This window comes from Achromobacter pulmonis (genome assembly GCF_902859765.1).
Classification (GTDB): Bacteria; Pseudomonadota; Gammaproteobacteria; order Burkholderiales; family Burkholderiaceae_B; genus Achromobacter; species Achromobacter pulmonis.
In genome coordinates, this window is record NZ_CADIJV010000026.1 from 1 (window position 1) to 26941 (window position 26941).

Genomic DNA, 26941 nt, shown 5'->3' on the forward strand with positions numbered 1-26941 from the left:
GGACGACCTGCCCGCGGCCCCGGGCGCACCGGAGAGCGCCGCTCATCGCGCCGCCGCGCCGGCGCCTGCCGCCCCTGCCGTGCCGCCCGCCGTGCTGCGCGGCCGCGAGGATATCCGGCGGCGCATCGAACCGGACGCCGTGCTGGCGCAAGAGGGCGACGACGACGAGGACGAAAACGAAGATCTGGACCGCTACGACGAAGCATCGCGGCCTGACCCCGCGCCACCCTGGCAAGCGCCCGCCGGGCCGCGCGACGAGCCCCTCGTGGCGGTGCGCGACAGCGCGCGCCGGGACGCGCCGCGCAGCCCCCGTCCGGCCGAGCCGGTGTTCGTGGTGCCTGAATCCCCCCGGCCTGGGCAACCCGGCCACGGCGAGGGCGCCGGTGGATACCGCCATCATGACGATCGGGATGACGACGGCCCGCGCGACCACGACGATGGCGGGGCCGAGCCGATCCTGGGCGACCTGCGCACGCGCTACTCCAGCGCCACCGATGTCGGCCGCGCGCCGCCCGAATTCCTCGACCAGGATCGCCAGGAGCGACGTGGCCTGCTGCGCAGGCTGTGGGGCTATGCCTGCCTGGCCGGGTTGCTCGCGCTGGGTCTGCAACTGCTGTATGTGTATCGCATCGACCTGGCCAATTCGGTGCCGGTCCTGCGGCCCGCGCTCGAAGCCGCCTGCCAGCCGCTGGGCTGCACGGTCGGTTACGCGCGCCGCCTCGAACGCATCGCCATCTCGTCGTCATCGCTGCAGCCGCCCGCCGGTGCGGCCGCCATTGATGACGGCCGCACGCGGCTGGTGCTGAACCTGGTGCTGCGCAACCGCTACGACAAGCCGCAGCATTGGCCGGCGCTGGTGCTGGACCTGACTGATTTGTCGGATACCGTGGTGGTGCGGCGGGTGCTGATGCCCGAGAATTACCTCACGCCCGAGCAATTGCGGGGCCCGTTCGAACCGGCGGGCGAACTGAAGATCTCCGTGCCGATTGAAGTGACAGGCGTTCAAGTCAACGGCTACCAACTCGACAAATTCTTTCCCTGAAGGATGACATTCATGGCACCTCCTGTCCTGATCTGCGGTTCGATGGCGTTCGACACCATCGCGGTGTTCGAAGGCCGTTTCAAAGAGCACATCATGGCCGATCGCATCCAATCCCTGAGCGTGTCGTTCCTGGTGCCCAGCATGCGCAAGGAATACGGCGGTTGTTCGGGCAACATCGCCTACAACCTGAATCTGCTGGGCGGCCATCCGGTGCCGGTGGCCACCGTGGGCGAGGATGCCGGCGAATACCTCGAACGCCTGACCGAACTGGGCATCGACGTCAGCCGCGTCAAGGTAGTGCCCGGCACCTTCACCGCGCAGTGCTTCATCACCACCGACCTGGACGACAGTCAGATCGCCGCCTTCCACCCGGGCGCCATGTCATTCTCGGCCAGCAACGACCTGAGCGATGCCAAGGCCGCCTGGGGCATCGTCGCCCCGGACGCCAAGGAAGGCATGTTCGCCCACGCCGAGCGCCTGCACCAGCGCGGCATTCCCTTCATCTTCGACCTGGGCCAGGCCATGCCGCTGTTCGACGGCGCCGACCTGGAACGCATGCTGGGCCTGGCACAGGTCCTGACCGTCAACGATTACGAAGCCGGCGTGGTCGAGCAGCGCACCGGCCGCAGCGTGGCCGAGATCGCGACCCGGCTGCAGGCCGTGGTCGTCACGCGCGGCGCCGAAGGCGCCACGTTGCTCACGGAAGGCAAGACCATCCAGATCGAACCCGTGCGCGCCGCGCAGGTAGTCGACCCCACTGGCTGCGGCGATGCCCAGCGCGGCGGCCTGCTCTACGGCCTGACCAGCGGCTGGAGCTGGGAAGACAGCTGCCGCCTGGGCAATGTCATGGGCGCCATCAAGATTGCCTCGCGCGGCCCGCAGAACCATGCGCCTTCGCGCGCCGAGATCGACGCCGTGCTGCACGCCACCTATGGCATCCGCCTGCCGGCCTGATTCCTCATCCAGGTTTCTCGGGAACCCGGGCATGCCGGCATGGTCGAATTGCCGTCGCGCAACCGGCTACGATTTTTCCATCGTGGCCGCGTTGTCAGCCGCTTTTCTGCCCGTGGCGGGGCGTTTCAGTGTGTTGCACGTTAGGCTGTCGCCCTGCCAGGGCGGAGTATGATCAGAGCGTCGGCAATGCCCGATCGAGGAGTCCAAATGAACCAAAGCAAAACCTTTTCCTTGTTGACGCCGCGTACCGGCCGATGGCTGGCCGTGGCGGCCGTCGTGACCTCGATGGCTGTCCTGGGCGGTTGTGCCAATCGCAGTGCCTCCAGCGGCGTGTATAGCTACGACCAGGCGCAACGCGAACAGATCGTCCGCACGGGTACCGTGACGGGCGTGCGTCCCATCGTCATCCAGAACGACAAGTCCAGCGGCGCCGGCCTGCTGGCCGGAGGGGCCTTGGGTGGCGTGGCAGGTAACGCCATCGGCGGCGGCACGGGCCGCACCATCGCCACGGTGGGCGGCGCCATTCTCGGTGCCCTGGCCGGCAATGCCGTGGAAAATCAGGTTGGCAAGAATTCCGGCTACGAAATCACGGTGCGGCTGGATAACGGTGAAACCCGCGTCGTCGCGCAGGAAGCGGATGTGCCCATCAGCGTGGGCCAGCGTGTGCAGGTCATCAGCGGCGCCGGCCCGACCCGCGTTACGCCGATGTGACCCTGCCGTCTCCCTGGCTGCGGCCAGCACCGAAAAGCCCGCCTCGCGCGGGCTTTTTTTTTGCCCGCGTGCGGGGCTTGCCCCCCTGGGGCAAGACGCAGGGCGGGGTGGCCTGGCCTGGCCGGAATCTGTCGCTCGGCCGCAACGCGGCTCCGGGTGTTTACCCGCAAGCGTTACGTTTCCCAGCCTTTTATGGCGATTTGGCGCGCAAGTTTCATGGCGATTCGACGTTTGCAATGCCATGATTGCACCCGTGCCCGGCGCCGCAGCGTGATTTTGATGTAACCAAGTGCATCGTCTTGGTAATCTCTGGTGCCGTAGCCGTCAGTCGATTTTCAGCTGTTTTCCGTATACTCGCCGTCCTGAACTCGGGGCGGGGAGGATTTTGCCGACGAGGCAATGTAACGTCGTACCATCTATGCACACCGAGCAAGAACTCCACACCAAGATCGGCGCGATCGTCGAGTCGATCGTCATGAAGAAAGTCACTCCCGATACGCAACTGATTGCCTCCGGCCTGGTCGATTCGCTCGCCGCGGTGGATATCACGCTGGCGGTCGAGGCGGAGTACGGCTGCAGCATCCCGGCTCCCGAGATCGCGGAGCACCTGCAGTCGGTACGCGCGCTCGCCGGCTATGTCGCTGCCAATCTTTCGTAACCCCCGCCTGCTGTCCCATGTCGCGGCCGCGACCACCGCGGTGGCGCTGGCCTATGGGGCATTTTGCGGCGCGGACGACCTGCTGTCGCGCGTCGTCCGCCCGGTTTCGACGGCGCCGGCGTCCAGCAGCAATTATCTGCCGAATCTGGGGCCGGACTGGGGCACCCAGCACGTCAACCTCAACCGCCTGGGCAATGCGCTCAGCGACGGCACCCTGGTAGTGCTGGGTTCGTCCGAACTGTCCAGCCACGACCTGCGCTTTGTGCCCTATCGCTTCTTTCCCGAGGAGTTGAAGGTGCCGACGCTGGCCTATGGGCACGCGATGTTCCAGTCTTATGGCATCGTCAGCGTGCTGGAATCGGTGGCGGACTCGCTGACCCCCAATACTCGCCTGGTGATCATGGTGTCGCCGGCCTGGTTCGCCTCCGGCGGCCAGCTGCCGCGCAGCGCGTTTGCCGAGCACGTCACCGGGCCGGTCTGGGACCGGCTGTGGGACAAGCCCAGCACGCGCGAGCAGATGCAGAACTGGATCAGCGACAACGCCAATTGGGGCCTGTTGTGGTTGATCGCCAACGGCCAGGTCGCCGAGCTCAAGGACAAGCTGTCGCTATGGTGGAACGCGCGCAAGGAACCCGCGCCCGATCGCCCGCGCAGCAAGCTGTCGGTGCCCGCGCACCGTTTCGTGACGTGGCCGTCGTCGGCGCGGCTCAACCCCGGCCAGTGGTCGCGGCTGACGCACGAGGCGCGCGTGGTGGAACACCAGCTCGGCGGCAACAACCCCTACGACGTGCGCGACGACTACTACAAGCAATACCTGGCGCCGCTGTATTCCCCGGCCCGCAACGAGTTTGCCAACGTCGATCCGCTCACCCGCACCGAGCTGGGTGACTTGTCGCGTGTCATGGCCCTGCTGCAACGGCGCAAGGTCAAGGCCTACTTCGTGATCCAGCCGTTCAATCCCAAGCTCATCCTGGACGTCGAGCGTTTCGACCCGGTGGTGGCCGCCATCACCGGCATGTGCCAACGCTATCAGATGGGGTGCCTGGACTTGTACAGCATTCCCTTCGAGCCAGGCATGGTGCGCGACGACATGCACCTGGCCGAGCTCGGCTGGGCGCTGGCGGACCAAGGCATTGCGGAGTACTTTTCCCGATGAAACTCTCTCACGAAGCCGACGCGGCGCAGGGCGACGCCGGCGAAGGCCGGATGGCCCGCAAGGCGGCCGCCCGGGCCTGGGGCCGTCGCTTTCTCTGGCATCTCTGCCTGTATGTCGGGGTGATCCTGGTGTTCGTGCTGCAGGCGCAGCCCACCACGGGCGGCGGCGGACCGATCAAGGTCGAATTCCAATACCAACAGTTCTGACCGCAGCATGGAATTGTTCGCAAGCTTGAGTTTTTTCGGCGGCGCCCTGTGCGGTGGTCTGGGGCTGCTGGCCTACCGTTCGTTCGGCATGCCGCTGCGCATCGGCTATCGCCACATCATCGGCGTGATCTGCCTGGGCGTGTGGATGGCGGTGTTCTGGGCGCGCCCGTACCAGCCCATCGCGCTGCTGGCGATCTCGGGCGGGGCGTTGTGGGCCATGCGCCGCCGCTACATCCCGACCTGGCTGGCAGTCATCATCACCATGACGCCGCTGCTGCTGGTCAAGACCGGCGTATCGCACCTGGGCGCGATGCTGGGCCTGTCGTTTGCCACCTTCCGCGCCATCGACGTACTGCTGTTCGCGCCGCGCAACGAGCGCCTGTCGCCGCTGGACTACTTCATCTATCTGTTCTTCCCGCTGACGCTGCTGGCCGGGCCGATGTATCGCTGGCGCAATTTCCAGGCCGACCTCAAGCGCGGCTACGAAGGCGTCAACCTGAACACCTGGCTGACCGGCCTGGAGTTGATCATGCTGGGCGTGATCCAGAAGTTCGGCCTGGCCGAGCTGATCTGGCGCTATGGTCTGGCAACGCTGGACGCGCATGACTACTCATTCAGCGGCGTGGCGCTCAACGCGTCGCTGTATAGCGCCTATCTGTTCTTCGATTTCGCCGGCTATTCCACCATGGCCATTGGTATCGGCATGCTGTTCGGCTTCTCGTTGCCGATCAATTTCCGCAACCCGCTGGCCACGCTCAATCCGCAGGACTTCTGGCGCCGCTGGCACATCAGCCTGTCCGAGTGGCTGCGCGATGTCGTGTTCATGCCGATCTACAAGGCCTTGAGCAAGAACGCATTCTTCTCGCGCCACCGCATGGCGGCGCAGAACATCGGTATTTTCGCCACGCTGCTGGCGATGGGCGTGTGGAACGGGCTGTCGCTGCACTACATCGTCAGCGGCCTGATGTTCGGCACTTACTCCGTGGGCCACAACCTGCTGGTCAACGCCGCCCGGACCCGGCCCGCGCTGCAGGCCGTCCTGGCCCGGCCCACCATGCGTTTTCTCGGGCGTGTGCTCACGCTGATCCTGGCTGCGCTGGCGCTCTACGTGTTCAGCGGCCGCAGCCCCATCTGAAGCCGGGAGTTTCGGCATGCGTTTCGACCTGAAGACCTTCCAGTTCGTTGACTCCGTGCGCGCGCCCGACGCGCCGGCGGTGATTGGCGCCGACCGCAGTCTGAGCTGGGCGCAACTGCGCGCCGAGGCCGAGGCCTGGGCCGAGCAGGCGCGCCAGTATGGGGTGGCGCCGGACGTGCCGGTGGCCATTTATGGCCACAAACAGGCGGCATTCTTCGTTGCCATGGTCGGCGCGCTGTTGATTGGCGCACCATTCGTGCCGGTCGACACGATCTATCCGCCGCAACGGCTGGGCCGCATCGTCGAGATCGTGCGCGCCGCCGCCATCTACGATGCCGCCACCCAGGTATTCGAGCCGGGCGAGGGCGCCGAGTTGGCCGAGCGCGGCCTGGCCTACGTCATGTTCACCTCCGGCAGCACCGGCGATCCGAAGGGCGTGCAGATCGGCCGCGAAAGCGTGGGCCTGCTGGGCGACTGGATGCTGGGCAGTTTCGGTCTGGGCGAGGCGCCGGTGTTCATGAACCAGGCGCCGTTCAGCTTCGACCTGTCGATGTATGAGGTGTTCGCCACGCTGGCCGCCGGCGGCACCTGTGTGCTCAACGCGCGTGAGCAGATTGGCGCGGCCGCCACCTGGATGAACCGCCTGGCGCAGCACGATGTGACTGTGTGGGTGTCGACGCCGTCATTCGCGCACCAGCAATTGGCCAACCGCGATTTCTCGCCGGCCACGCTGCCGACCCTGCGTACCTTCCTGTTCTGCGGCGAGCCCCTGCCGGCGGCGCTGGCGAAAAAGCTGCGCCAGCGTTTCCCGGATGCGGTGATCCTGAACACCTATGGCCCCACCGAGGCCACCGTCGCCACCACCTGGATCGCTATCACCGATGCGGTCCTGGCGGCGCACGACCCGCTGCCGGTCGGCCACGCCAAGCCCGCATGCGAGCTGCGGATCCTGGACGGCGAGATCTGCATCATCGGTGATCACGTCATGCGCGGCTACCTCAATCGCCAGGACCTGAACGCGGCCAAGCTGTTCGTGGCCGAGGATGGCCGCCGCGGCTTTCGCACCGGCGACCTGGGGCAACTGGAGGCGGACGGGTTGCTGTTATGCCGCGGCCGCATGGACGACCAGATCAAGCTCAATGGCTATCGCATCGAGCTGGCGGAGATCGACGAGGCCTTGCATGGGTTGCCGGGGGTGCAGGGCGGGGCCTGCGCGGTATTGCGCCGGCCGGATGGCACGGCGGTGCGCCTGATCGGCTTTGTCGCCGGACTGACGCAAGCGCAGGCCAACCAGCTGCTTGACCAGGATGCGCTATCGGGTTGGAAGGAACGGCTGGCCCGGCGTCTGCCGCCCTATATGGTGCCGTCCGAGCTGGTGTCGTGCGCGGCGTTGCCGATGTCGAACAACCATAAGATCGACCGCAAGAAACTGCTCGACATCTACGCCACGATCCCGGCGTGAGGCGCCAGCGCGCGCGGCCAGCGGCGCGCCAGCAAAACGGCCCGCGCGGCTTGCCGGGCCGTTTTCGTTTTCAAATGCCCATCAGGCCGTAGCTCAGGCGCGCCAGGACCATCAGCAGCACTTGGGCGATGATCAGCAGCACCAGCGGCGAGAAGTCGATCGAGCTGCGCGGCAGCAAGCGGCGGATGGGGTCCAGCATGGGCGCAGTCAGCGTCTGCAACAGCGGCATCATGGGCGCCATCGGGTTGACCCACGACAGCACCGCCTGGATCAGCGTCAGCCACACCACCAGGTTGAGCGCCCACTTGAGCGCCATCAGCAGCGCCGACAGCATGGCCGAGGGCAGCAGCACGGCGGGAATCAGCGCGCCGAGCGCGACCAGCCAGGACAGCACCATATAGACCAGCGCGGCCAGCCAGGTAGCGACCAGGCTGGTCCAGTCGATCTTGTTGCCGGCGGGGATGATCTTGCGCAGCGGCATCACCAGCCAATTCGTGGCCTGGTAGACGGCGCGGGCCAGCGGATTGAACGGATGCATCCGTATCGCGTGCATCCAGGCGCGCGCGATCAGGGCGGCGCCGAACAGCGTGAACGCAATTTCGAGCAGGAAGCGGAGAATTTCACCGAGCATGGGCGCGATCTACCTAATGAAGACAGCAATTATTGTCTCACGCCAATGCGGCAATGGTGATACCCGAGGCCCCGGCGGGGAGCCCCCCGGCGCGTGCTGGCGGCAAACAAAAACCGCCTGGCCAGGGCCAGGCGGCTTGAGGTACCGCGACCGCGGAGACTCGTCCGATTACGGACGGCCACCCGTCGGGAACGGCCACGACGCGGCGGGATTCAGCGCGGTCTTCGCGCCCGGGGCGGCAGCCGTGGACGGCGGCGTGGCGGGCTTCTTCGGAGCGGCTTTCTTCGCGGCGGGCTTCTTGGCGGCGGCGGGCTTGGCTGCCGGCTTGGCAGCGGGCTTCTTGGCGGCCGGAGCCTTCTTGGCGACGACCTTCTTGGCTACCGCTTTCTTGGCGGGGGCCTTTTTGGCAACCGCTTTCTTGGCGACGGCCTTCTTGGCGACGGCTTTCTTGGCAACGGCCTTCTTGGCTACCGCTTTCTTGGCGACGACCTTCTTGGCAGCGGCCTTCTTGGCTACCGGCTTCTTGGCCGCGACTTTCTTGGCGACGGCCTTCTTGGCTACCGCTTTCTTGGCGACCTTCTTGGCGGCCGGCTTCTTGGCGGCAACCTTCTTCACCGCCGGCTTCTTGGCGGCGACCTTCTTGACTGCTACCTTCTTGACGGCAGCTTTCTTGGCCGGGGCGGCCTTCTTCGCTACTGCCTTCTTGGCGGCGGGCTTCTTCACCGCTTTCTTTACGGCTTTCTTGGCTGTTGCCATGGTCATGCTCCTTAGGTTCAGGGGTCCCAGAACTTAAACCCGTGCCCCGATCCGCCAACAAGGCGAACCGTGCCCGGGCTATTCATCGGCGCATGCCGCTGTCCTGTGCGAGCAACAGCTACTACGGTTTGCGCTAATGAATTCGGCACAGCCATTTGATATGGCCCCCGCTCCTTTGGCGCGAGCCATTTCAAATGGCGCCGGTGGGCAGTCTGATCACAGACCGCCTACCGCTTGTTCTACGTGTTCGAAAACACCCTGACCTGGGAGATCGTCTTCGAGCCTGGCGCGAACGCAACGCTCTTTGGTAGAGCGTGCCCGCGCCTGGCCCGAAGGCGAACTACGTTACTCCCAGCTCAGCGTGCCACCGGTTTGGTATTCGATCACGCGAGTTTCAAAAAAGTTGCGTTCCTTCTTAAGGTCGATCATTTCCGCCATCCACGGGAAGGGATTTTCTTCCTGCGGGTACAGCGGTTCGATACCGATTTGCTGGCAACGACGGTTGGCGATGAAGCGCAGGTAGGATTTGAACATGGGGGCGTTCAAGCCCAGCACACCGCGCGGCATCGTGTCTTCGGCGTAAGCGTATTCGAGTTCGACCGCTTTGCGGAAGAGTTCGCGGATTTCTTCGCGGAATTCCGGCGTCCACAGATGCGGATTTTCCAGTTTGACGGTGTTGATCAGGTCGATGCCGAAATTGCAGTGCATGGATTCATCGCGCAGGATGTACATGTACTGCTCGGCCGCGCCGGTCATCTTGTTCTGGCGGCCCAGCGCCAGGATCTGCGTGAAGCCAACGTAGAAGAACAGGCCTTCCATCAGGCAAGCGAAGACGATCAGCGACTTCAGCAGCGTCTGGTCGGCTTCGGGCGTGCCCGTCTTGAAGTTGGGGTCCGCGATCGCGTCGATGAACGGAATCAGGAACTCGTCCTTGGCGCGGATGGACGGCACTTCGTTGTAAGCGTTGAAGATCTCCGCTTCGTCCAGGTCCAGGCTTTCGACGATGTATTGATAGGCGTGCGTGTGGATGGCTTCTTCGAAGGCCTGGCGCAGCAGGAACTGGCGGCATTCGGGCGCCGTGATGTGGCGGTAGGTGCCCAGCACGATGTTGTTCGCGGCCAGCGAGTCGGCCGTGACGAAGAAACCCAGGTTGCGCTTGACGATGCGGCGCTCGTCCTCGGTGAGCCCGTTCGGGTTCTTCCAGAGGGCGATGTCGCGCGACATGTTGATTTCCTGCGGCATCCAGTGGTTCGCGCAAGTGGCCAGGTATTTCTCCCATGCCCACTTGTACTTGAACGGCACCAGCTGGTTGACGTCGGTCTGGCCGTTGATGATGCGCTTGTCGGCCACCTTCACGCGTTGCGAGGCGGCGCTGCCGCTGGCGGCCAGGCCGGCCGCGTGTTGCGGCGCGGCCGGGGTCGGCATGGCGGCGTCACCGAACACGCCGGTCGCCGCCCGGACTTCGGGCGCAGCCTGCCCGCCCGCCGCGGGCGCGGGGGCTTGTGCAGGTTGCGTGGCGAGGGTGTCGTCTTCCCAATTAATCATGATTCATTCTCCGGAGGCGGTTATTGGCAGGCTTCGCACTCTTCGAAGCCGGGGTCGCCCGGCCGCATGGTGCAAACCGCCCCGAGAACTTCGGGTTCCGGCAAAACAGGTGCAGCGGACACGGGCGCGGAGGTGGACTGGCCACCGGCGCTGACGGCGTTCAGTTCGCCGCCGCGTCCCGTCGACTTCTCGGCGCTGGTGGCGCCAAGGGTACGCAGGTAGTAGGTCGTCTTCAGGCCACGCTTCCAGGCCAGCTTGTAGGTGTCGTCCAGCTTCTTGCCGGAGGCGCCGGCCATGTAGATGTTCAGCGACTGGGCTTGATCGATCCACTTCTGGCGACGCGACGCGCATTCCACCAGCCAGCTCGGTTCGACTTCGAACGCGGTGGCGTAGAGTTCGCGGAGTTCGGAAGGTACGCGATCGATGCGGGACAGGCTGCCGTCGAAGTACTTGAGGTCGGCGACCATGACTTCGTCCCAGAGACCGAGTTTCTTCAGGTCACGCACGAGGTAATCGTTAACGACCGTGAACTCGCCGGAGAGATTCGATTTGACGTACAAGTTCTGGAAAGTGGGTTCGATGCACGCAGATACACCAATGATATTGGAAATAGTCGCGGTTGGGGCGATTGCGATGCAATTGGAGTTGCGCATGCCATGTTGTTTGATGCGCGCGCGCAACGTATCCCAATCGAGCGTGCTCGATTCATCGACCTCGACATGACCGCCGCGTTCATCGCGCAGCATCTTCAACGTGTCTTGCGGCAGAATGCCACGCGACCACAGCGAGCCTTCATACGATTGATAGCGGCCACGTTCTTCGGCCAGCAGGCTCGAAGCCCAGTAGGCGTGATAGCACACCGCTTCCATCGAGCGATCGGCGAATTCGACGGCGGCTTGCGACGCGTACGGCACGCGCATAATTTGCAGGCAGTCCTGGAAACCCATGATGCCCATGCCCACCGGACGATGGCGCGCGTTGGAGTTGCGGGCCTTGTCGACGGCGTAATAGTTGATGTCGATGACGTTGTCGAGCATGCGCATGGCGATGCTGACCGTGCGCTTGATCTTGTCGTGGTCGAGTTCGAAACCGCCGCCGGCGGCCGGCTTCATGTGCGCCACCAGGTTCACCGAACCCAGGTTGCAAACCGCGATTTCCGATTCGTTGGTGTTCAGCGTGATCTCGGTGCACAGGTTCGAGCTGTGGACCACACCGACGTGCTGCTGCGGCGAACGGATGTTGCAAGGATCCTTGAAGGTGATCCACGGGTGGCCGGTTTCGAACAGCATCGACAGCATCTTGCGCCACAGGGTCAGCGCCGGCATCTTCTTGAACAGCTTCAGTTCGCCGCTGGCCACGCGCGCTTCATAGCCGACATAGGCTTCCTCGAAAGCCTTGCCGTACTTGTCGTGCAGGTCGGGGCAGTCGGACGGCGAGAACAGCGTCCATTCGCCGCCTTCCATGACGCGCTTCATGAACAGGTCGGGAATCCAGTTCGCCGTGTTCATGTCGTGGGTGCGGCGGCGCTCGTCGCCGGTGTTCTTGCGCAGTTCGAGGAATTCCTCGATGTCCAGGTGCCACGATTCCAGGTAGGTGCAGACCGCGCCCTTGCGCTTGCCGCCCTGGTTCACCGCCACGGCGGTGTCGTTGACGACCTTCAGGAACGGGACCACGCCCTGGCTTTCGCCGTTGGTGCCCTTGATGTGGCTGCGCAGCGCGCGCACCGGGGTCCAGTCGTTGCCCAGGCCGCCGGCATACTTGGCCAGCAGCGCGTTTTCCTTGATGGCGTCGTAGATGCCTTCCAGATCGTCGGAGACAGTGGTCAGGTAGCACGACGACAGCTGCGAGTGCAGGGTGCCCGAGTTGAACAGCGTCGGGGTCGAGCTCATGAAGTCGAACGACGACAGGATTTCGTAGAACTCGATGGCGCGGGCTTCGCGATCGGTCTCGCGCAGCGCCAGGCCCATGGCCACGCGCATGAAGAACACCTGCGGCAGTTCGATGCGGGTGCCGCGGATGTGCAGGAAGTAGCGGTCGTACAGGGTCTGCAGGCCGAGGTAGCCGAATTGCAGGTCGCGCTTGGCGTTCAGGGCGTGGCCCAGCTTGGTCAGGTCATAGCTGGCCAGCTCGGGCGACAGCAGGCCGCCTTCGATGCCGCGGGCGATGAAGGTGGGGAAGTATTCGGCGTAGCGCGCGACCATGCCGTCCTGCGAGACTTCCTCGCCCAGCACTTCCTTGCGGATCGTGTGCAGCAGCAGACGGGCGGTGACCTGGCTGTAGGCCGGGTCCTTTTCGACCAGCGCGCGCGCCGACAGGATGGCGGACTTGAACACTTCGTCGACGGGGATGCCGTCGTACAGGTTCTTGACCGTTTCCTTCAGGATGGTTTCGGAGTCGATGAACTCGGCCAGGCCTTCACCGGCGGCGACGATGGTGGCGCGCAGGCCGGCGATGTCCAGCGGACGGCGGACACCCGCGTCCGTGACGTGCAGCACGTTTTCCTGCGGCGCGGCGTCGGCCTTTTGCTGGCCTTCGGCAGCCGCGGCGGCGGCGCGTTCCTGGGTGCGCTTTTCGCGATAGAGCACATAGGCGCGGGCGACGTCATGCTGGCCCGAACGCATCAGGGCCAGTTCGACCTGGTCCTGCACGTCTTCGATATGAAAGGTGCCGCCGCCCGGACGGTTGCGCACCAGCGCGTTGACGGCCTGGGTGGTCAGCTGTTCGACCAGCTCGCGCACGCGCGCCGAGGCCGCGCCCTGGCCGCCGTTGACGGCCAGGAAGGCCTTGGTCATGGCGATGGCGATCTTGCCGGGTTCGAACCCGACCACCGAGCCATTGCGGCGGATGATGTTGTAGCTGGCCCATTGCCCGCCGTTGGCGTCGGCCGGGGAATCGGTTTGAGAGGGCGGCACGGCCGAGGGCCGGGTCACAGAGGCGATCGTAGTCTGCATGGAAGCTCCTGTGCGAAAAGCGCGTAGATAGCGACATGACGACGTCATGTCAGGTACGAAATCTGGATCTTATTGAGGGGGTCGCAACGCTTGGACGGACGAATCCGTGTGGCGTGGCCGACGAGAATCAGCAGTTAGGCGACCACAATATGTAGTGTAGCACCCCTCGTTGGACACTAATTCTAGTGATCGAGTCCGGTGGCTACAAGAAGAAGATAGGATCGGGTTCCCAAAACATTGTTACTAAATGCACTGGGCGCGCCTAGCAAGGCGCGCCCAGGATATTGCGGCTCAACGCGAGTGTTTATGCGGTTTTCCGCAGGGGCACATCGCGCGGGGCAGGCGCCGTATAGCTTTGCATCAAGCGCGCCAGCTCCGTCCTGTACTTGTCGACGTTGGCAGCCTTCACGTGGCCAAAGCCGCGGATGGTTTCTGCAAGGGCGGCGATTGTAGCCGCTTGCGCCAGATTGTCGCGATTCAACCCTGCCAGCAACTGGTCTATGGTCTGGCGGTACTCGCTCACCAGGGCCCGTTCCATCTTGCGTTCGGCCGTGTGGCCGAAGGGATCGAACCAGGTGCCGCGCAGGCGCTTGAAGCGGGTCAGCAGCTTGAGCGCGGTCATGGTGCGCGGGCCCAGCGTCATCTTGCGCGGCACGCCGGTGCGCGGGTCCTTGCGCGCGAAGATCGGCGGCGCCATGTGAAAGCGCAGGCTGTAGTCGCCTTCGAACTGACCCTTGAGCTGCGCCTGGAAGGCGTCGCCGGTGTACAGGCGGGCGACTTCGTATTCGTCCTTGTAGGCCATCAGCTTGAACAGGCCGCGCGCCACCGCCATGGCCAGGCGCGGGGTTTTGGCGTCGGGCGCCAGTTCGCGCTCGCGCGCGGCCACGCGCTCGACCAGCTCGCGGTAGGACTGGGCGTAGGCGGCGTCCTGGTAGGCGGTCAGGTCGTCGACGCGGCGCGCCACGGCGCGTTCGAACGATTCCGGCACATGCAGTTGCACCACCTGGGCGCGCGGACGCAGCGCGCCTTCCAGCGCCTCGGGCTGGTGCGCGGCCAGGCGGCCGCTGTCGAACGCGGCGCGGTTGGCGGCCACGGCGACGCCGTTCAGTTCGATGGCGCGGTTGATGGCGGCCTGCGACAGCGGCACGCCGCCGCGCTGCCAGGCGTAGCCCAGCATGAACATGTTCGACAGGATGCTGTCGCCGAACAGCGCCAGCGCGGCTTCGTGCGCGTCGATGGCGGCGGTGTGGTCCTCGCCGGCGGCGTGGCGGATCTTGGCCAGCAGCGCTGCCGGCCGCATGGCGGCGTCCGGATTGCGGGTGAAATCGGACACCGGCGCGACGTAGGTATTGACGGTGACCTGGGTGTGGCCGCGGCGCAGCGCGCCCAGCGAGTCGGGCGCCACGGCCGCGACCGGGTCGCACAGGATGGCGGCGTCGGCCTGCTGCCAGTCCAGGCGCACCGGACCGGCGGCGGCGCCGGCGGGCGCCAGGCGGATGTGGCTGACCACGGTGCCGCCCTTTTGCGCCAGGCCGGTCAGGTCCAGCACCGCGGCCGACAGGCCTTCCAGGTGGGCCGCCATCGAGACAATGGCGCCGATGGTGATGACGCCGGTGCCGCCCATGCCCGCCACCAGCAGGCGGTAGGGACGCTCCAGCGCCGGCGGCTGCGGCAGCGGCAGTTGCCGAATCAGTTGCTGCAGACGTTCCTGGTCGGCCTTGGGCGCGGCGCTCTTTCTGGGTTTGCCGCCCATCACCGAGACGAAGCTGGGGCAGAAGCCTTCGGCGCAGGAGTAGTCCTTGTTGCAGCTGGACTGGTCGATGGCGCGCTTGCGGCCATACGGCGTTTCCAGCGGCACCACCGACAGGCAGTTCGATTGCACGCCGCAGTCGCCACAGCCCTCGCACACCGCGCTGTTGATCAGCATGCGGCGGGCCGGGTCGGGGAACTGGTTCTTCTTGCGGCGGCGGCGCTTTTCGGCGGCGCAGGTCTGGTCGTGGATCAGCACGGTGACACCGGGAATCTCGCGCAGCTCGCGCTGCAGCGCGTCCAGTTCGCGGCGGTGGTGCACCTTGATGCCGGCGCCCAGATCGACGCCGCGGTATTTTTCCGGTTCGTCACTGGTGACGACGATGCGGGCCACGTTCTCGCCGCGCAACTGCTGGCAGATCTGCGGCACCGAGATCGGGCCGTCCACCGGCTGGCCGCCGGTCATGGCGACGGCGTCGTTGAACAGGATCTTGTAGGTAATGTTGGCCTTGGCGGCCACGGCCTGGCGGATCGCCAGATAGCCGGAGTGGTAGTAGGTACCTTCCCCCATGTTCTGGAAGATGTGCGGCATCTTGGTATAGCGCGACAGGCCGATCCAGTCGACCCCTTCGCCGCCCATCTGGGTCAGGCCGCCGGTGTCGCGGTCCATCCAGGCGGCCATGTAATGGCAGCCCACGCCCGACAGCGCCTGGCTGCCTTCGGGCACCTTGGTCGAGGTGCTGTGCGGACAGCCGGAACAGAAGTAGGGACGGCGGCGCATGCCGTCGGCGTCGTTGGATAGCATGTCCTGGCAATCGAAGGTCGCCAGGTCGACGCCGGGTTGCAGGCCGGCGCTGCGCGACAGCCACATGGCCAGCGGGCGCGCCAGCAGCGACGGGCGCAACTGGCCGGCGGACGGCACCAGCACCTCGCCGTCGAAGCCCTTTTTGCCGACCACGGTGGCGCGCTCGGGCAGGTTGAACAGCAGATCCTTGAGCTGCGTCTCGACCACGGCGCCTTTTTCCTCGACCACGAGGATATGCGACAGGCCGCGCGCGAAATCGAGCATGCGTTCGGCATCCAGCGGCCAGGTCAGGCCGGGCTTGTAGATGCGCACCGGCGCATTGGCGGTGACGGTGTCTACGCCCAGGCGCGACAGCGCTTCCATGGTGTCCAGGTGGGCCTTGCCGACCGTGACGATGCCGACCGTGGCCTTGGGCGCCGGACAGGTCAGGCGGTCGATGCTGTGGCGGCGGGCGAAGGCGGCAACCGCCTTCATGCGCAGGTTCATGCGGGTTTCGACCGCCAGCGACAGGAAGTCGCGGGCGGAGTATTCCAGCGCTTCGGGCGGCAAGTCCGGGTCGGCCGGCATGTCGTAGTTGCGCACCGGCGCGGGCGTGAACGAGTGGCCGCTCTCGATGGTTTCGGACACGGCCTTGAAGGCGACCCAGGCGCCGGAATGGCGCGACAGGGCCCAGCCCCACAGGGCGAAGGTTTCGTATTCGTCGATCGAGGCCGGGTGCACGATGGGCATCTGCCAGCCAATCAGCGAGGCCTCGCTGGCGTGCGGAATCGAGGAGGAGACGGCAGTGTGGTCGTCGCCCACCACCACCAGCACGCCGCCGTGGCGCGAGGCGCCGGCGGCATTGCCATGGTGCAGGGCATCGCCGGCGCGGTCCACGCCGGGGCCCTTGCCGTACCACATGGCGAAGACGCCATCGACCTTGCGGTCGGCGCGCACGCCGGCCTGCTGCGTGCCCATGACGGCGGTGGCGGCCATGTCTTCATTGATGCCGGGCAGGAACGAGATCTGGTTGGCGTCGAGCGCCTTTTGCGCCTTCCACATCGCCATGTCCACGCCGCCCAGGGGCGAGCCGCGGTAGCCGGAGACGAAGCCGGCGGTGTTCAGGCCGCGCTCGCGGTCGACCCGGCGCTGGGTCAGCATGATGCGGACCAGGGCCTGGGTGCCGGTCAGGAAAATGCGGCCGGTCTCGCGGGTGAGGTTATCGGCGAGCTGGTAATCGAGGTCCAGCGTGGGCTCGGGGGCGGGGGTGCCGTCCATGATGAATGCTCCTGTAGTCGGCACCATGATAGGTTCGCCTGACCGCAGGTTTATTGCGTTTTTGGATCGTGCAATCCCTATAATTCGCAATGAATATTTCGTATTCTCGGAATTTCGACCCAAACAGGAGACAAAACGATGGACAAGACCGATATCGGCATCCTCAAGGCCCTGCAGGAGGACGGCCGGGCCTCGGCGCAGCAGTTGTCAGAAAAGGTGGGCTTATCGGCGGCGCCGGTATGGCGCCGGGTGAAGGCGCTGGAGGCCAGCGGGGTGATTCAGGGCTACAGCGCACAGGTGGACCGCAGCAAGGTGGGGCTGGGGTGCATGTTCGCGCAGATCAGCCTGGAGCGGCATTCGGCGAACACGGTGGAGAACTTCGAGCGCTCGGTGCGGGACGCGCCGGAGATTCTCGAATGCTACGCGGTCACCGGGGATTCGGATTTTCTGCTGAAGATTCTGGTGGAGAGCCCGGAGGCTTATGACCGGTTCTTGCATCGGTTCTTGTTCAATATGCCAGGGATCCGGCAGACGCGCACGATTGTGGCGTTGCGGGAGATCAAGCATGAGTTGAAGTTGCCTTTGTAGGGGGGGCTTCTTTGGTTGCTTGCGAGGGGTGGGGTTCTTAAGGCGCGGGTGACGGGGCAGGCGGGGGATGGCGGGGCGTGTAGATGCGCCCAAGGGAAACCGAAGGGAGCCGCAGGCGGACGAGGTTGACGCAGGGGCAGTCCGGAGCGAACGCTCCGGGCCGCAATCGTAGCCCCGCCATCCCCCGCCTGCCCCGTCACCCGCTCGCGATGAGGCTTAACGGCCGCCTTGTGGCATTTGGGTGACTTGAGTCGGCGACCTGCGCATCATCGCTTTGATTCGATGTGCTCGGTCTTGTGATGGTCTCTGTATCGCGACGCCCTATATATATAGAGGGCGTTTCTTTATTTGCGCTGGGGGGTTACTGGGGCTGGATGCCGGAGATCTTGATCCATTCCTTCCAGCGGGCGGTGTCTTCCTTGACGAAGGTGTCGAAGCGGGTGACGTCCATGGCTTCGGGGGTGAGACCGAGGGCGCGCAGCTTGGCGGCGGTGGCGGGGTCGTTGACGGCGGCCTGGGTGGCGGCGTTCATTTTGGCGACGATGTCGGGCGGGGTGCCGGCGGGGGCTGACAGGCCGAGCCAGCCGGCGACGACGAAATCAGGGTAGTAGGTCGACATGGTGGGGACGTCGGGCCAGGCGGGGTGGCGCTTGGCGGCCGTGACGGCGAGCGGGGTGAGGCCCTTGCCGTCGATCTGGCCCATGGCGGTCAGGTAGTCGACGAAGGCGAAGCTGATCTGCTTGCCGCGCAGGTCGGTGATGATCTGGGTGATGTTCTTGTAGCCGGCGCCGCTGATATTGATGCCGGCGCGTTGCTTGAAGAGTTCGGACGGCACTTGCGAGGACGAACTGTAGTAGCCGAAGAAGACCTCGCCCGGATGCTTCTTGGCGTACTCGACCAGTTCGGGCACGGTGCGATAGGGGCTGTCGGGAGAAACGATGCCGACCGTGCCGAAGGTGCCGAGCATGCCGACCTGCACGAAGTCCTTTTGCGCATCGTAAGGCAGGCGCTTGTAGAGGAACTGGTTGGCGGCATGGGTGGAGTTGGTGGACAGCAGGAAGGTGTAGCCGTCGGCGGGCGCGTTCTTGGCGGCGTTGGTGCCGACGATGCCGCCGGCGCCAGGCCGGTCTTCGACGATCACGGTCTGGCCGGTCTGCTGGCCCAGGAATTGGGCGAAGGTGCGCGCGGTCAGGTCGGCGGCGCCGCCGGAGGCGGACGGCACGATCAGCGTGATGGGTTTCTCGGGCCAGCCGGCAGCGTGGGACGCGCCAGCCAGCAGCAGGCTGGCGGCGGCGAGCGCGTGGCGCAGGATCGAGCGGGGCGCGAAGGCGGTGCGGGTCATGGTTGTCTCCTGGAGCGGCGGTGGCGCCGTCATGTTTTGTGGTGTCTGGAAGAGGGCATCGCGGTTCAGCCGAACTGCCGGCGATACCAGTCGAGGATGGCGTTCGCGCCGACCTGCCATTGGTCGCCGTACATCATGCAATGCGGCTGTCCGGCGAGGACGGCGTGGGAAAAACCGTACAGGCGCGCAATGGCGTGGTCCTGGCCCGGCGGATGGCGGTCGTGGGTGTCCAGGCCGGCCTCCAGGCACAGGCCGGGCGCGGTAATGGCGGCCGGATCGACCGGGACGCGCAGCAGGTAGCGGTCGTTGAGCACGCGCGGGCTTTCGGGATTGAGGCGTTGCATCACGCGGCCGACGTCGCGGGTTGGCGAGGTGGCCAGGAAACGGGCGCGGATTTCGCTGGCGGCCGGCGCGGCGCGCGCGATGCCGGCGGGCACGGGCGGCAGGCCGAGCGCGCCGGGCAGGTTGGCCGGCGGCGACGGCGCCATCAGCACCACGCCGGCCACGTCGTGCTGGCTGGCGGCCAGCAGCGCGGGCAGGGCGCCCATGCTGTGGCCCGCCACCACCGTGGGCGCGTCCAGCAGGTCGAGCGCGCTGACCACGTCGGCGGCCAGATCGGCGATGCCGGCGTCGACAAAGCCGGCGTCCTGCGGCAAAGGGCCGTGGCCGCGCGGATCGACGGCGGCGCAGGCCAGGCCGGCGCGGGCGAAGTAATCCAGGTAATGCGCATAGCACCAGGCGCCGTGATAGGCGCCCGGCACGAACAACAGGCCGGGCCGGCCATTCGGCGCGGCGGCGGTGAGCAACCGTCCCTGGCCGGCGGGACGGGCGGGCAGCCGGTCGGCCAGGCTGAAGTCCAGCGGATCGACGGCGTGGGCGGCGGCGGGGGAAACGGCGGCGGTAGTCATTGCGGCCATGTTAAGGGCCGCCCTATGATGAGAAAACTTTATTTTTCCTATGATTTGATAAGTTCTTCAAATAAGATGCCGCGATGCCCGCCTTGCCCGAGCTGTCCATTTCCCATTACCGGCACTTCCTGCTGGTGGCCGAATTGCGCAGCTTCCGCGCCGCCGCCGCGCGCGCATTCCGTTCGCAGCCGGCGCTGTCGCTGTCGATCCGCGAAATGGAACAGCGCCTGGGCCAGCCGCTGTTCGAGCGCGGCAACGGCAATGCGCTGACGCGCTTCGGCCAGGACTGCCTGCCGCTGGCGCGCGAACTGGTGGAACACCATGACCGGGTGGCGGGAACGCTGGCGGGGCTGGCCAGCAACGAGGCCGGCACCTTGACCATGGCCTCGGTGGCGACCGTGGCGACGCATTGGCTGCCCGAATTGGTGGCGGCCTACCGCGAGCGCTTTCCGGCGGTGGCGCTGCGCCTGTTCGACGACAACTCGGAGGGCGTGGAACGGATGGTGCTGGCCGGCGAGGTCGAACTGGGCGTCTGCAGCCCGGTGCTGCGCGACCGGCGGCTGGCGTTCGAGCCGCTGTTGCGTGATGCTTTCGGCCTGGTCTGCCATCGCGGCCATCCGCTGGCGGGCCGCAAGTCCGTGACCTGGCGCGAGATCGCCGGGCTGCCGCTGGTGGGCACGGTGGCGCACCGCCAACTGGCGGATTATCCGCAGGCCGCGTTCATGATGGAACGCCAGGTGTTCGTGTCCAACATGATGTCGCTGCTGGCTATGCTCGAACGCGGGGTGGGGGTGACGGTGCTGGCGCGGCTGGGGGTGCCGCCGGATTCGCCCGGTCTGGTTTTCGTGCCACTGGCGCGGCCGCGCATCGAGCGCGAGCTGGGTATCACGCGCCTGGCTGGCCGCAGCCTGTCGCCGGCCGCCGCGCGCATGGAGGAAATGCTGCGTGCCAAAGGGGCGCGCGGCTCGCGCGATGTCGCTTGAAACCAACGCATTTTTGCGTGTTGAGGCCTTAAAACAGGGGCTTTCCGGCAAGGACTGTTGCGCAATTGCACACGGCGCGGATCGTCGTTGATTCTTCATGCGCGCCTCTTTAGAGTGCGTGATGTTTGCTGCGCGAAGAGCGTGCCGGTTCGTACGGCGCGGCGCGTCGGCAGACGTGTTGAGGAAGTCATGAGCAGTGTGTATTTGCGTTCGGCGGGCGTGGCCTGCGCCCTTCTGGTCGTGGCCGGCTGCGCCACCAGGAAACCCGCCGCCATCACCGAGGCCCAGCCGGAAGCGCCACCCAAGCCGGTCGCTTGCACACCCGCCAAGGGCGGCGATCCCATGATCGGCACCTGGTATTCGAATTCCAGGCCGAAGGGCGTCAGCGGTGACTTCCAAACGCTCACGGTGCTGTATGCCGACGGCCGCATGGCCTACGAGACCCAACTGAAGATCGGCCGCAAGACGCGCCCGGCACTACGCGAGACGGGCTGCTGGAGCGTGGTGGACGGCATCTATACGATGCAGACCACCCAATCGAACGGCGAAATCGTCGACGCCACCGATCCGATCTATATCAATCGCTATCGCGTCGAGAGGGTCGAGCAGGCCAGGCTGACGCTGCGCGAGCTCAAGAGCGGCGGCCAGGTGGTCACCGCACGCCGCATGCCGCAGGGCTACCGCCTGCCATATTGACCGACCCGGGGGGGCTTGGGTCCACGCGCCGCGTTGCGCCGCACGGACGGAACCCGGCGTCCGGCGTCGCCAAGCGGACCGGGCTGCGGTAAGGTGCGGACTTCGTCCTCCATTCCGCCGCCGGCCCGTCATGCCCGCCCTCTCTTCCGAAGCGCGCGCCATTGCGCTGCTTGCCCTGGCCGCTTTCGTCAGCGCCAGCGCTTTCCGTATCTGTGATCCCATGCTGCCGCAGCTGGCCGCCGAATTCGGCGCCACCACCGGCCAGGCCGCGCGCGCCGTGACCGCGTTCGCGGTGGCCTATGGCGTGTTGCAGATGTTCTTCGGCCCGGTCGGCGACCGCTACGGCAAGTACCGTGTCGTCAGCGTGGCGACGTTCGCCTGCGCGCTGGGCAGCGCCGGCGCGTTCCTGGCCGAGACGCTGGACATGCTGGTGGTGTGCCGGGCGCTGTCGGGGGCGGCGGGGGCCGGCATCGTGCCGCTGTCGATGGCCTGGATCGGCGACACCGTGCCTTACGAGCGCCGCCAGGCGACGCTGGCGCGGTTCCTGACCGGTACCATCCTGGGCATGGCGACCGGTCAGTTGGCCGGCGGCCTGTTCGCCGACACCCTGGGCTGGCGCTGGGCCTTCGCGGCGCTGGTGTGCGGCTACCTGGTGGTGGGCATGCTGCTGCTGCGGGAAGTGCGGCGCCAGCGTGCGCTGGGGCTGGGCGTGGTCGATCCGAACGCGCCACGGCAGGGCTTCGTGGCGCAGGCGCGGCTGGTGCTGGGCGTGCCGTGGGCGCGCGTGGTGCTGGCCACGGTATTCATCGAGGGCCTGCTGGTGTTCGGCGCCCTGGCGTTCGCGCCTTCTTACCTGCACGAACGCTTCGATATTTCGCTGACCGCGGCCGGCGCGTTGGTGGCGGTGTACGCGGTGGGCGGGCTGCTCTACACGGTGGTGGCCGGCCGCATCCTCAAGCGCCTGGGCGAACGCGGCCTGGCGGTGGCGGGCGGGCTGGTGCTGGGCGTGGCATTCCTGTCCTACCTGCTGGGGCCGGTCTGGGCGTGGAGCCTGCTGGCCAGCGTGCTGGCGGGCTTCGGTTACTACCTGCTGCACGCGACGCTGCAGACCAACGCCACCCAGATGGTGCCGTCGGCGCGCGGTACGGCGGTGGCCTGGTTCGCGTCCTGCCTCTTCATGGGACAGGCGGCGGGGGTGGCGCTGGCCGGCTCGGTGGTGGACGAGGCTGGCGCGGCGGTGCTGTTCGGCGGCGCGGCGGTACTCTTGCCGCTGCTGGGCGCGTTTTTCTCGCGGGCCCTGAAGGCGCGGCCCAAGGCGGCTTAAGAACCTCCGGCGGCGCGGCGCGAGCGCTCGGCGCCGGCCGGGAGGCCGCAAAAAAAGCCCCGAACGGCCTGGCCGGACGGGGCTTCGCGGGCGACGCCAGGGTCAGATCGCGGCCAGGCGCTTGATCACGACATCCTTGCCCAGCAGGGCCAGCACCGCGTCGACCGCGGGCGTCTGGGGCTGGCCGGTCACGGCCACGCGCAGCGGGATCGCCAGCTGCGGCATCTTCAGGCCACGGTCGGCCAGCACGGCCTTGATCAGGGCCGAGATGGCCTCGCGGGTCCAGTCGGCGCCCTGGGCGCGCTGGGCGAAATCGGCCAGCGCTTCGCGCGCGGCGGCGGTCAGGTGCTGTTCGACCAGTTCCGGCGCGGCCGGTTTGAATTCACCGCAAAACAGCATGGCGCCGTCGGCCAGTTGTTCGAGGGTCTCGGCGCGGTCCTTGAGCAGGCCCATCACGCCCGGCAGGTCGATCTTTTCCGGATGGCCGCCGCGCTGGGCGACTCGCGGGGCCACGCGCTCGGCCAGTTCGGCGTTGTCCATCTGCTTGATGTAGTGGGCGTTGACCCAGTTCAGTTTCTTCGGGTCCCATTGCGAAGCCGACTTGGACAGGTGGCGGGTGTCGAACCATTGCACCAGCTGGTCGCGGCTGAAGAGTTCGTCGTCGCCGTGGCTCCAGCCCAGGCGCGCCAGGTAGTTGATCATGGCCTCGGGCAGGTAGCCCTCGTTGTCATATTCCATGACATTGACCGCACCATGGCGCTTGGACAGCTTTTCGCCGTCCGGGCCGAGGATCATGGGCACGTGGCCGTATTCGGGCAGGGTGGCGCCCAGCGCGCGCAGGATGTTGATCTGGCGCGGGGTGTTGTTGACGTGGTCATCGCCGCGCAGCACGTGGGTGATGCCCATGTCCCAGTCGTCCACCACCACGCAGAAGTTGTAGGTGGGGGTGCCGTCCGGGCGCGCGATGATCAGGTCGTCCAGCTCGGTGTTGTCGAAGCTGATGGGGCCCTTGACCATGTCGTTCCAGGCGGTGGCGCCGTCCTGGGGGTTCTTGAAGCGCACCACCGGCTTGCGGCCCTCCGGTACCGGCGGCAGGGTCTTGCCCGGTTCGGGGCGCCAGGTGCCGTCGTAACGCGGCTTGTCGCCGCGGGCGCGGGCGGCCTCGCGCATGGCCTCGACTTCCTCGGGCGAGCTATAGCAGTGGTACGCCGTGCCGGCGGCCAGCATCTGCGCCACCACTTCACGGTAGCGGTCCATGCGCTGCATCTGGTAGAACGGGCCCTCGTCCGGCTGCATGCCGAGCCATTCCATGCTGTCCAGGATGGCCTGCACCGCTTCCGGCGTGGAGCGCTCGACGTCGGTGTCTTCGATGCGCAGCACGAACGTGCCCTTGTGATGGCGCGCGAAGGCCCAGGAGAACAGCGCGGTGCGGGCGCCGCCCAGGTGCAGGAAGCCCGTGGGCGAAGGCGCGAAGCGGGTACGGATGGGGGAGGTGGCGTTGGAGGTCATAGGTGGCAATGATAGCGGCTGCGGCGCCACGGATATGGCGCCGGGCTGGCCCGGATCAAGCGGATGGCGGGGTTGTCTTGTTACGATGAACGCTATTTTAGATTAGTGCCTGTTCCCGCCATGCTGCGACACGCTCTTGCCCCGATGTTCGAACCCGGTTCGCTGGTGATCGTCTCCGATCGGCCGCTGCCGGCGGCGAATTCGCTGTCGCCCGCGCTCAAGGCCAAAACCACCCTGGTGGCCTGCGCAAGCGGCGCCGCGCCCGACCTGCCGGATACGCTGCAGGGCCTGGCCGCGGGCGAGCGGCCCGATCTGGCCCTGGTTTGCGTCTCGCCGGCGGTGCTGCCCGAGACCCTGCGCCGGCTGTCGCCGCTGGCGCCACGCGCGGTCATTCTGCTGCCGCACGAGCTGCCCGATCCCTACCCGCGCGGCACCCTGGCGCTGTGCCGCGCCTGGGCCGAGGAAAACCGCTGCGAACTGCTCGGGCCGCGCTCGTTCGGCGCGCAACGCCCGCATGCCGGCCTGAACCTGAGCCAGCACCCGGTGCTGGCGCGCGCCGGCCGGGTGGCGCTGCTGGCGCAGTCGCGCTCCATCATGGCCGCCGTGATGGACTGGGCCGAAGACGTGCACATCGGCTTTTCCACTGCCGTGTCGCTGGGCGACGAGGCGGTAGTGGGCCTGTCCAAGGTGCTGGACTACCTGGCCAGCGACCCGCGCACCGACAGCATCGTGCTGTATCTGGAAGACGTCGGCCCGGCGCGCGAATTCATGAGCGCGCTGCGGGCCGCGGCCAGCGTCAAGCCGGTCATCGTGCTCAAGGCCGGGCGCGCCGACAGCGACAGCGGCGACGCCATTTTCGATGCCGCGCTGCGGCGCGCGGGCGCGGTGCGGGTGCGCTACTTCGTGCAATTGTTCTCGGCGGTCAAGGTTCTGGGCTACACGCGCCGTCCCAAGGGCCGGCGCGTGGCGCTGATCTCCAACGGCAGCGGGCCGCCCCAGTTGGCCATGGACCTGATCGGCCCCGAAGCGGCCGTGCTGCGCGCCGAACTGGCGCCGGCCACGCAGCGCGCCCTGGCGGCGATGCTGGAGCCGGACGCGGCCAGCGCCAATCCGGTCATCACCTATGTGCCGCTGACGCCGGAACGGATCCGCGCCATGCTCGACGTGGTGCTGGACGACGCCGGCGTGGACGGCGTATTGGTGCTGCTGGCGCCCGACGCCCTGGCCGACTTGCCCGCAGTGGCGCGCGAGCTGGCGCTGATCGCGCCCAAGGCTCGCAAGCCCGTGGTCACCTGCTTCATGGGCGATGCCGGCATGCGGCCGCTGCGGCGCATGCTGGACGATGCCGGCACGTCGGCCTTTCGCACGCCGGAGTCGGCGGCCGACGCCTTCGGCGTGCTGGCGACGCACCACTACAACCAGCAACTGCTGCTGCAGACCCAGCCTCCCGAACCCGCCACCCATGTGCCCGACCTGGCCGCCGCGCGCGACATCCTGGCGCGGGTGCGGGCCGATTGCCGGCGCGAACTGACCACCTCCGAAATCCGCTCGCTGCTGTCCCTGTTCTATGTGCCGCTGCGCGATATGCCGCTGGACGTGGCCGCGGCCGAGCCGGAATCCCGGCCCATGGCGATCCGGGTACGGCGCGACCCGCAGTTCGGGCCGGTCATCCGTTTCGGCGCCGGCGGGCCGGACGCGGAGCTGTCGCCATCCGATCGGGGAATCGATCTGCCGCCGCTCAACGGCTTCCTGGCGCGCCAGATGATCGAGCGCAGCCGGCTGTGGCGCCGGGTGCTGGCGCCGCGCGTCGGCCACCTGGCCGCCGAGGCGCTGCAGCAGGCGCTGGTGCTGGTGTCGGAAATGGTGTCCGAACTGCCCGACATCGAGACCCTGGATATCGACCCGCTCTACGCCGGCGAGACCCATCTGCGCGCCGGCGGCCTGCGCCTGACGCTGGCCGAAAAGCCGGGCTGCGAAGCGCCGCAGACCGCCGGCTATCCGCACATGGCGATCCATCCGTACCCGGCGCGCCTGGTGCAGGTGCGCCGTTTCGCCGATGGCATCCCCTGGGTGCTGCGGCCGATCCGTCCCGAGGACGGCCAGCCGCTGCAGGATTTCATCCGCGGCCTGTCGGAGCGTTCGCGCTACATGCGCTTCGTATCGATGATGCGCGAGCTGACCCCGCGCATGGTGTCGCGCTATACCCAGGTGGACTATCACCGCGAACTGGCGCTGGTGGCCGCCACCCAGGTGCCCAATCCCGCCAATCGCGGCCATCCGCACGAGGTGCTGGTGGGCTTCGCCCACTACCTGCGCAACCCGGATGGGCGTGGCGCCGAATACGCGCTGGTGATCGGCGACGACTGGCAGCGGCGCGGCCTGGGCCGCCAGCTGATGACGGCGCTGATCGACGCGGCGCGCGAGCAGGGGCTGGAATACATCGACGGCCTGGTGCTGTCGACCAACCGGCCGATGCTGGCGCTGATGACCAGCCTGGGCTTCACCAACGATCCGGACCCGGAAGACCCGACCATGCGCCGGGTCTGGCTCAACCTGGCCTGAGCCGGCGCCGC

The 26941-nt window shown here is 66.8% G+C and carries 21 protein-coding genes; 13 read left to right on the forward strand and 8 right to left on the reverse strand.

Going from position 1 to position 26941, the window contains the following annotated elements:
- From HV701_RS19625 to HV701_RS19660, 8 genes are all read left to right on the forward strand, one after another.
- Positions 1-1042 (forward strand): DUF3426 domain-containing protein (locus HV701_RS19625; protein ID WP_254595216.1); only part of this gene is annotated, 1042 nt, incomplete at its 5' end.
- 12 nt (positions 1043-1054) lie between these two features.
- The gene (locus HV701_RS19630) at positions 1055-1996 is read left to right on the forward strand and encodes a carbohydrate kinase family protein (protein ID WP_175134695.1); all 942 of its coding nucleotides are present in this window, start codon (positions 1055-1057) and stop codon (positions 1994-1996) included.
- A gap of 207 nt (positions 1997-2203) precedes the next feature.
- Positions 2204-2707 (forward strand): outer membrane lipoprotein, encoded by a 504-nt coding sequence (locus HV701_RS19635; protein ID WP_175134696.1) that lies wholly within the window; start codon positions 2204-2206, stop codon positions 2705-2707.
- A 418-nt stretch (positions 2708-3125) separates the two neighbouring features.
- Positions 3126-3365 (forward strand): acyl carrier protein, encoded by a 240-nt coding sequence (locus tag HV701_RS19640; protein ID WP_175134697.1) that lies wholly within the window; start codon positions 3126-3128, stop codon positions 3363-3365.
- Positions 3343-4521, forward strand: coding sequence for a D-alanyl-lipoteichoic acid biosynthesis protein DltD (locus HV701_RS19645; RefSeq protein ID WP_175134698.1), 1179 nt, complete (start codon positions 3343-3345; stop codon positions 4519-4521). Before HV701_RS19640 ends, HV701_RS19645 begins: the two co-directional genes overlap by 23 nt.
- Positions 4518-4727 carry a hypothetical protein gene (locus HV701_RS19650; RefSeq protein WP_175134694.1) on the forward strand — a complete coding sequence of 70 codons (210 nt, stop codon included), beginning with the start codon at positions 4518-4520 and terminating at the stop codon, positions 4725-4727. The genes HV701_RS19645 and HV701_RS19650 overlap by 4 nt, the downstream gene beginning before the upstream one ends.
- Before the next feature lie 7 nt (positions 4728-4734).
- Positions 4735-5862: an MBOAT family O-acyltransferase gene (locus tag HV701_RS19655; RefSeq protein ID WP_175134699.1), complete on the forward strand. Its 1128-nt coding sequence runs from the start codon at positions 4735-4737 to the stop codon at positions 5860-5862.
- 16 nt (positions 5863-5878) lie between these two features.
- Positions 5879-7324 carry a D-alanine--poly(phosphoribitol) ligase gene (locus HV701_RS19660; protein ID WP_175134700.1) on the forward strand — a complete coding sequence of 482 codons (1446 nt, stop codon included), beginning with the start codon at positions 5879-5881 and terminating at the stop codon, positions 7322-7324.
- A gap of 70 nt (positions 7325-7394) precedes the next feature.
- On the opposite strand, the gene HV701_RS19665 is transcribed toward HV701_RS19660, so the two are convergent.
- The 5 genes from HV701_RS19665 to HV701_RS19685 form a co-directional block, all read right to left on the reverse strand.
- Positions 7395-7955, reverse strand: a complete 561-nt coding sequence (locus tag HV701_RS19665) for a YggT family protein (protein ID WP_175134701.1) — start codon at positions 7953-7955, stop codon at positions 7395-7397.
- A gap of 168 nt (positions 7956-8123) precedes the next feature.
- A complete protein-coding gene (locus HV701_RS19670; protein WP_175134702.1) occupies positions 8124-8711 on the reverse strand; it encodes a histone H1-like DNA-binding protein in 588 nt (195 codons plus the stop codon).
- Between the two features lie 345 nt (positions 8712-9056).
- On the reverse strand, positions 9057-10256 hold the full coding sequence (locus tag HV701_RS19675; protein ID WP_175134703.1) for a ribonucleotide-diphosphate reductase subunit beta: 1200 nt from the start codon (positions 10254-10256) through the stop codon (positions 9057-9059).
- Between the two features lie 20 nt (positions 10257-10276).
- Positions 10277-13207, reverse strand: a complete 2931-nt coding sequence (locus HV701_RS19680; RefSeq protein ID WP_175134704.1) for a ribonucleoside-diphosphate reductase subunit alpha — start codon at positions 13205-13207, stop codon at positions 10277-10279.
- A 304-nt stretch (positions 13208-13511) separates the two neighbouring features.
- Positions 13512-17018 (reverse strand): indolepyruvate ferredoxin oxidoreductase family protein, encoded by a 3507-nt coding sequence (locus tag HV701_RS19685; protein ID WP_175134705.1) that lies wholly within the window; start codon positions 17016-17018, stop codon positions 13512-13514.
- Positions 17019-17156: 138 nt separating this feature from the next.
- Here HV701_RS19685 and HV701_RS19690 point away from each other — a divergent pair, with 138 nt between their 5' ends.
- Entirely contained in the window at positions 17157-17606 is a 450-nt protein-coding gene (locus HV701_RS19690; RefSeq protein ID WP_049071146.1) for an Lrp/AsnC family transcriptional regulator, read from the forward strand.
- 361 nt (positions 17607-17967) lie between these two features.
- Here the strand turns inward: HV701_RS19690 and HV701_RS19695 are convergent, their stop codons facing one another.
- Positions 17968-18948 (reverse strand): Bug family tripartite tricarboxylate transporter substrate binding protein, encoded by a 981-nt coding sequence (locus HV701_RS19695; protein WP_175134706.1) that lies wholly within the window; start codon positions 18946-18948, stop codon positions 17968-17970.
- Positions 18949-19013: 65 nt separating this feature from the next.
- On the reverse strand, positions 19014-19865 hold the full coding sequence (locus HV701_RS19700; protein ID WP_175134707.1) for an alpha/beta hydrolase: 852 nt from the start codon (positions 19863-19865) through the stop codon (positions 19014-19016).
- Positions 19866-19939: 74 nt separating this feature from the next.
- Between HV701_RS19700 and HV701_RS19705 the strand changes: the two genes are divergently transcribed.
- The 3 genes from HV701_RS19705 (at position 19940) to HV701_RS19715 (ending at position 22859) form a co-directional block, all read left to right on the forward strand.
- Entirely contained in the window at positions 19940-20839 is a 900-nt protein-coding gene (locus HV701_RS19705; RefSeq protein WP_175134708.1) for a LysR family transcriptional regulator, read from the forward strand.
- Positions 20840-21028: 189 nt separating this feature from the next.
- Entirely contained in the window at positions 21029-21535 is a 507-nt protein-coding gene (locus tag HV701_RS19710; RefSeq protein WP_175134709.1) for a hypothetical protein, read from the forward strand.
- Between the two features lie 130 nt (positions 21536-21665).
- The gene (locus tag HV701_RS19715; protein ID WP_175134710.1) at positions 21666-22859 is read left to right on the forward strand and encodes an MFS transporter; all 1194 of its coding nucleotides are present in this window, start codon (positions 21666-21668) and stop codon (positions 22857-22859) included.
- A 102-nt stretch (positions 22860-22961) separates the two neighbouring features.
- Here the strand turns inward: HV701_RS19715 and gltX are convergent, their stop codons facing one another.
- A complete protein-coding gene (gltX, locus tag HV701_RS19720) occupies positions 22962-24368 on the reverse strand; it encodes a glutamate--tRNA ligase (protein WP_175134711.1) in 1407 nt (468 codons plus the stop codon).
- 120 nt (positions 24369-24488) lie between these two features.
- On the opposite strand from gltX, the gene HV701_RS19725 reads away from it, so the two are divergent.
- A complete protein-coding gene (locus HV701_RS19725; protein WP_175134712.1) occupies positions 24489-26930 on the forward strand; it encodes a bifunctional acetate--CoA ligase family protein/GNAT family N-acetyltransferase in 2442 nt (813 codons plus the stop codon).
- Positions 26931-26941 lie beyond the last annotated feature (11 nt).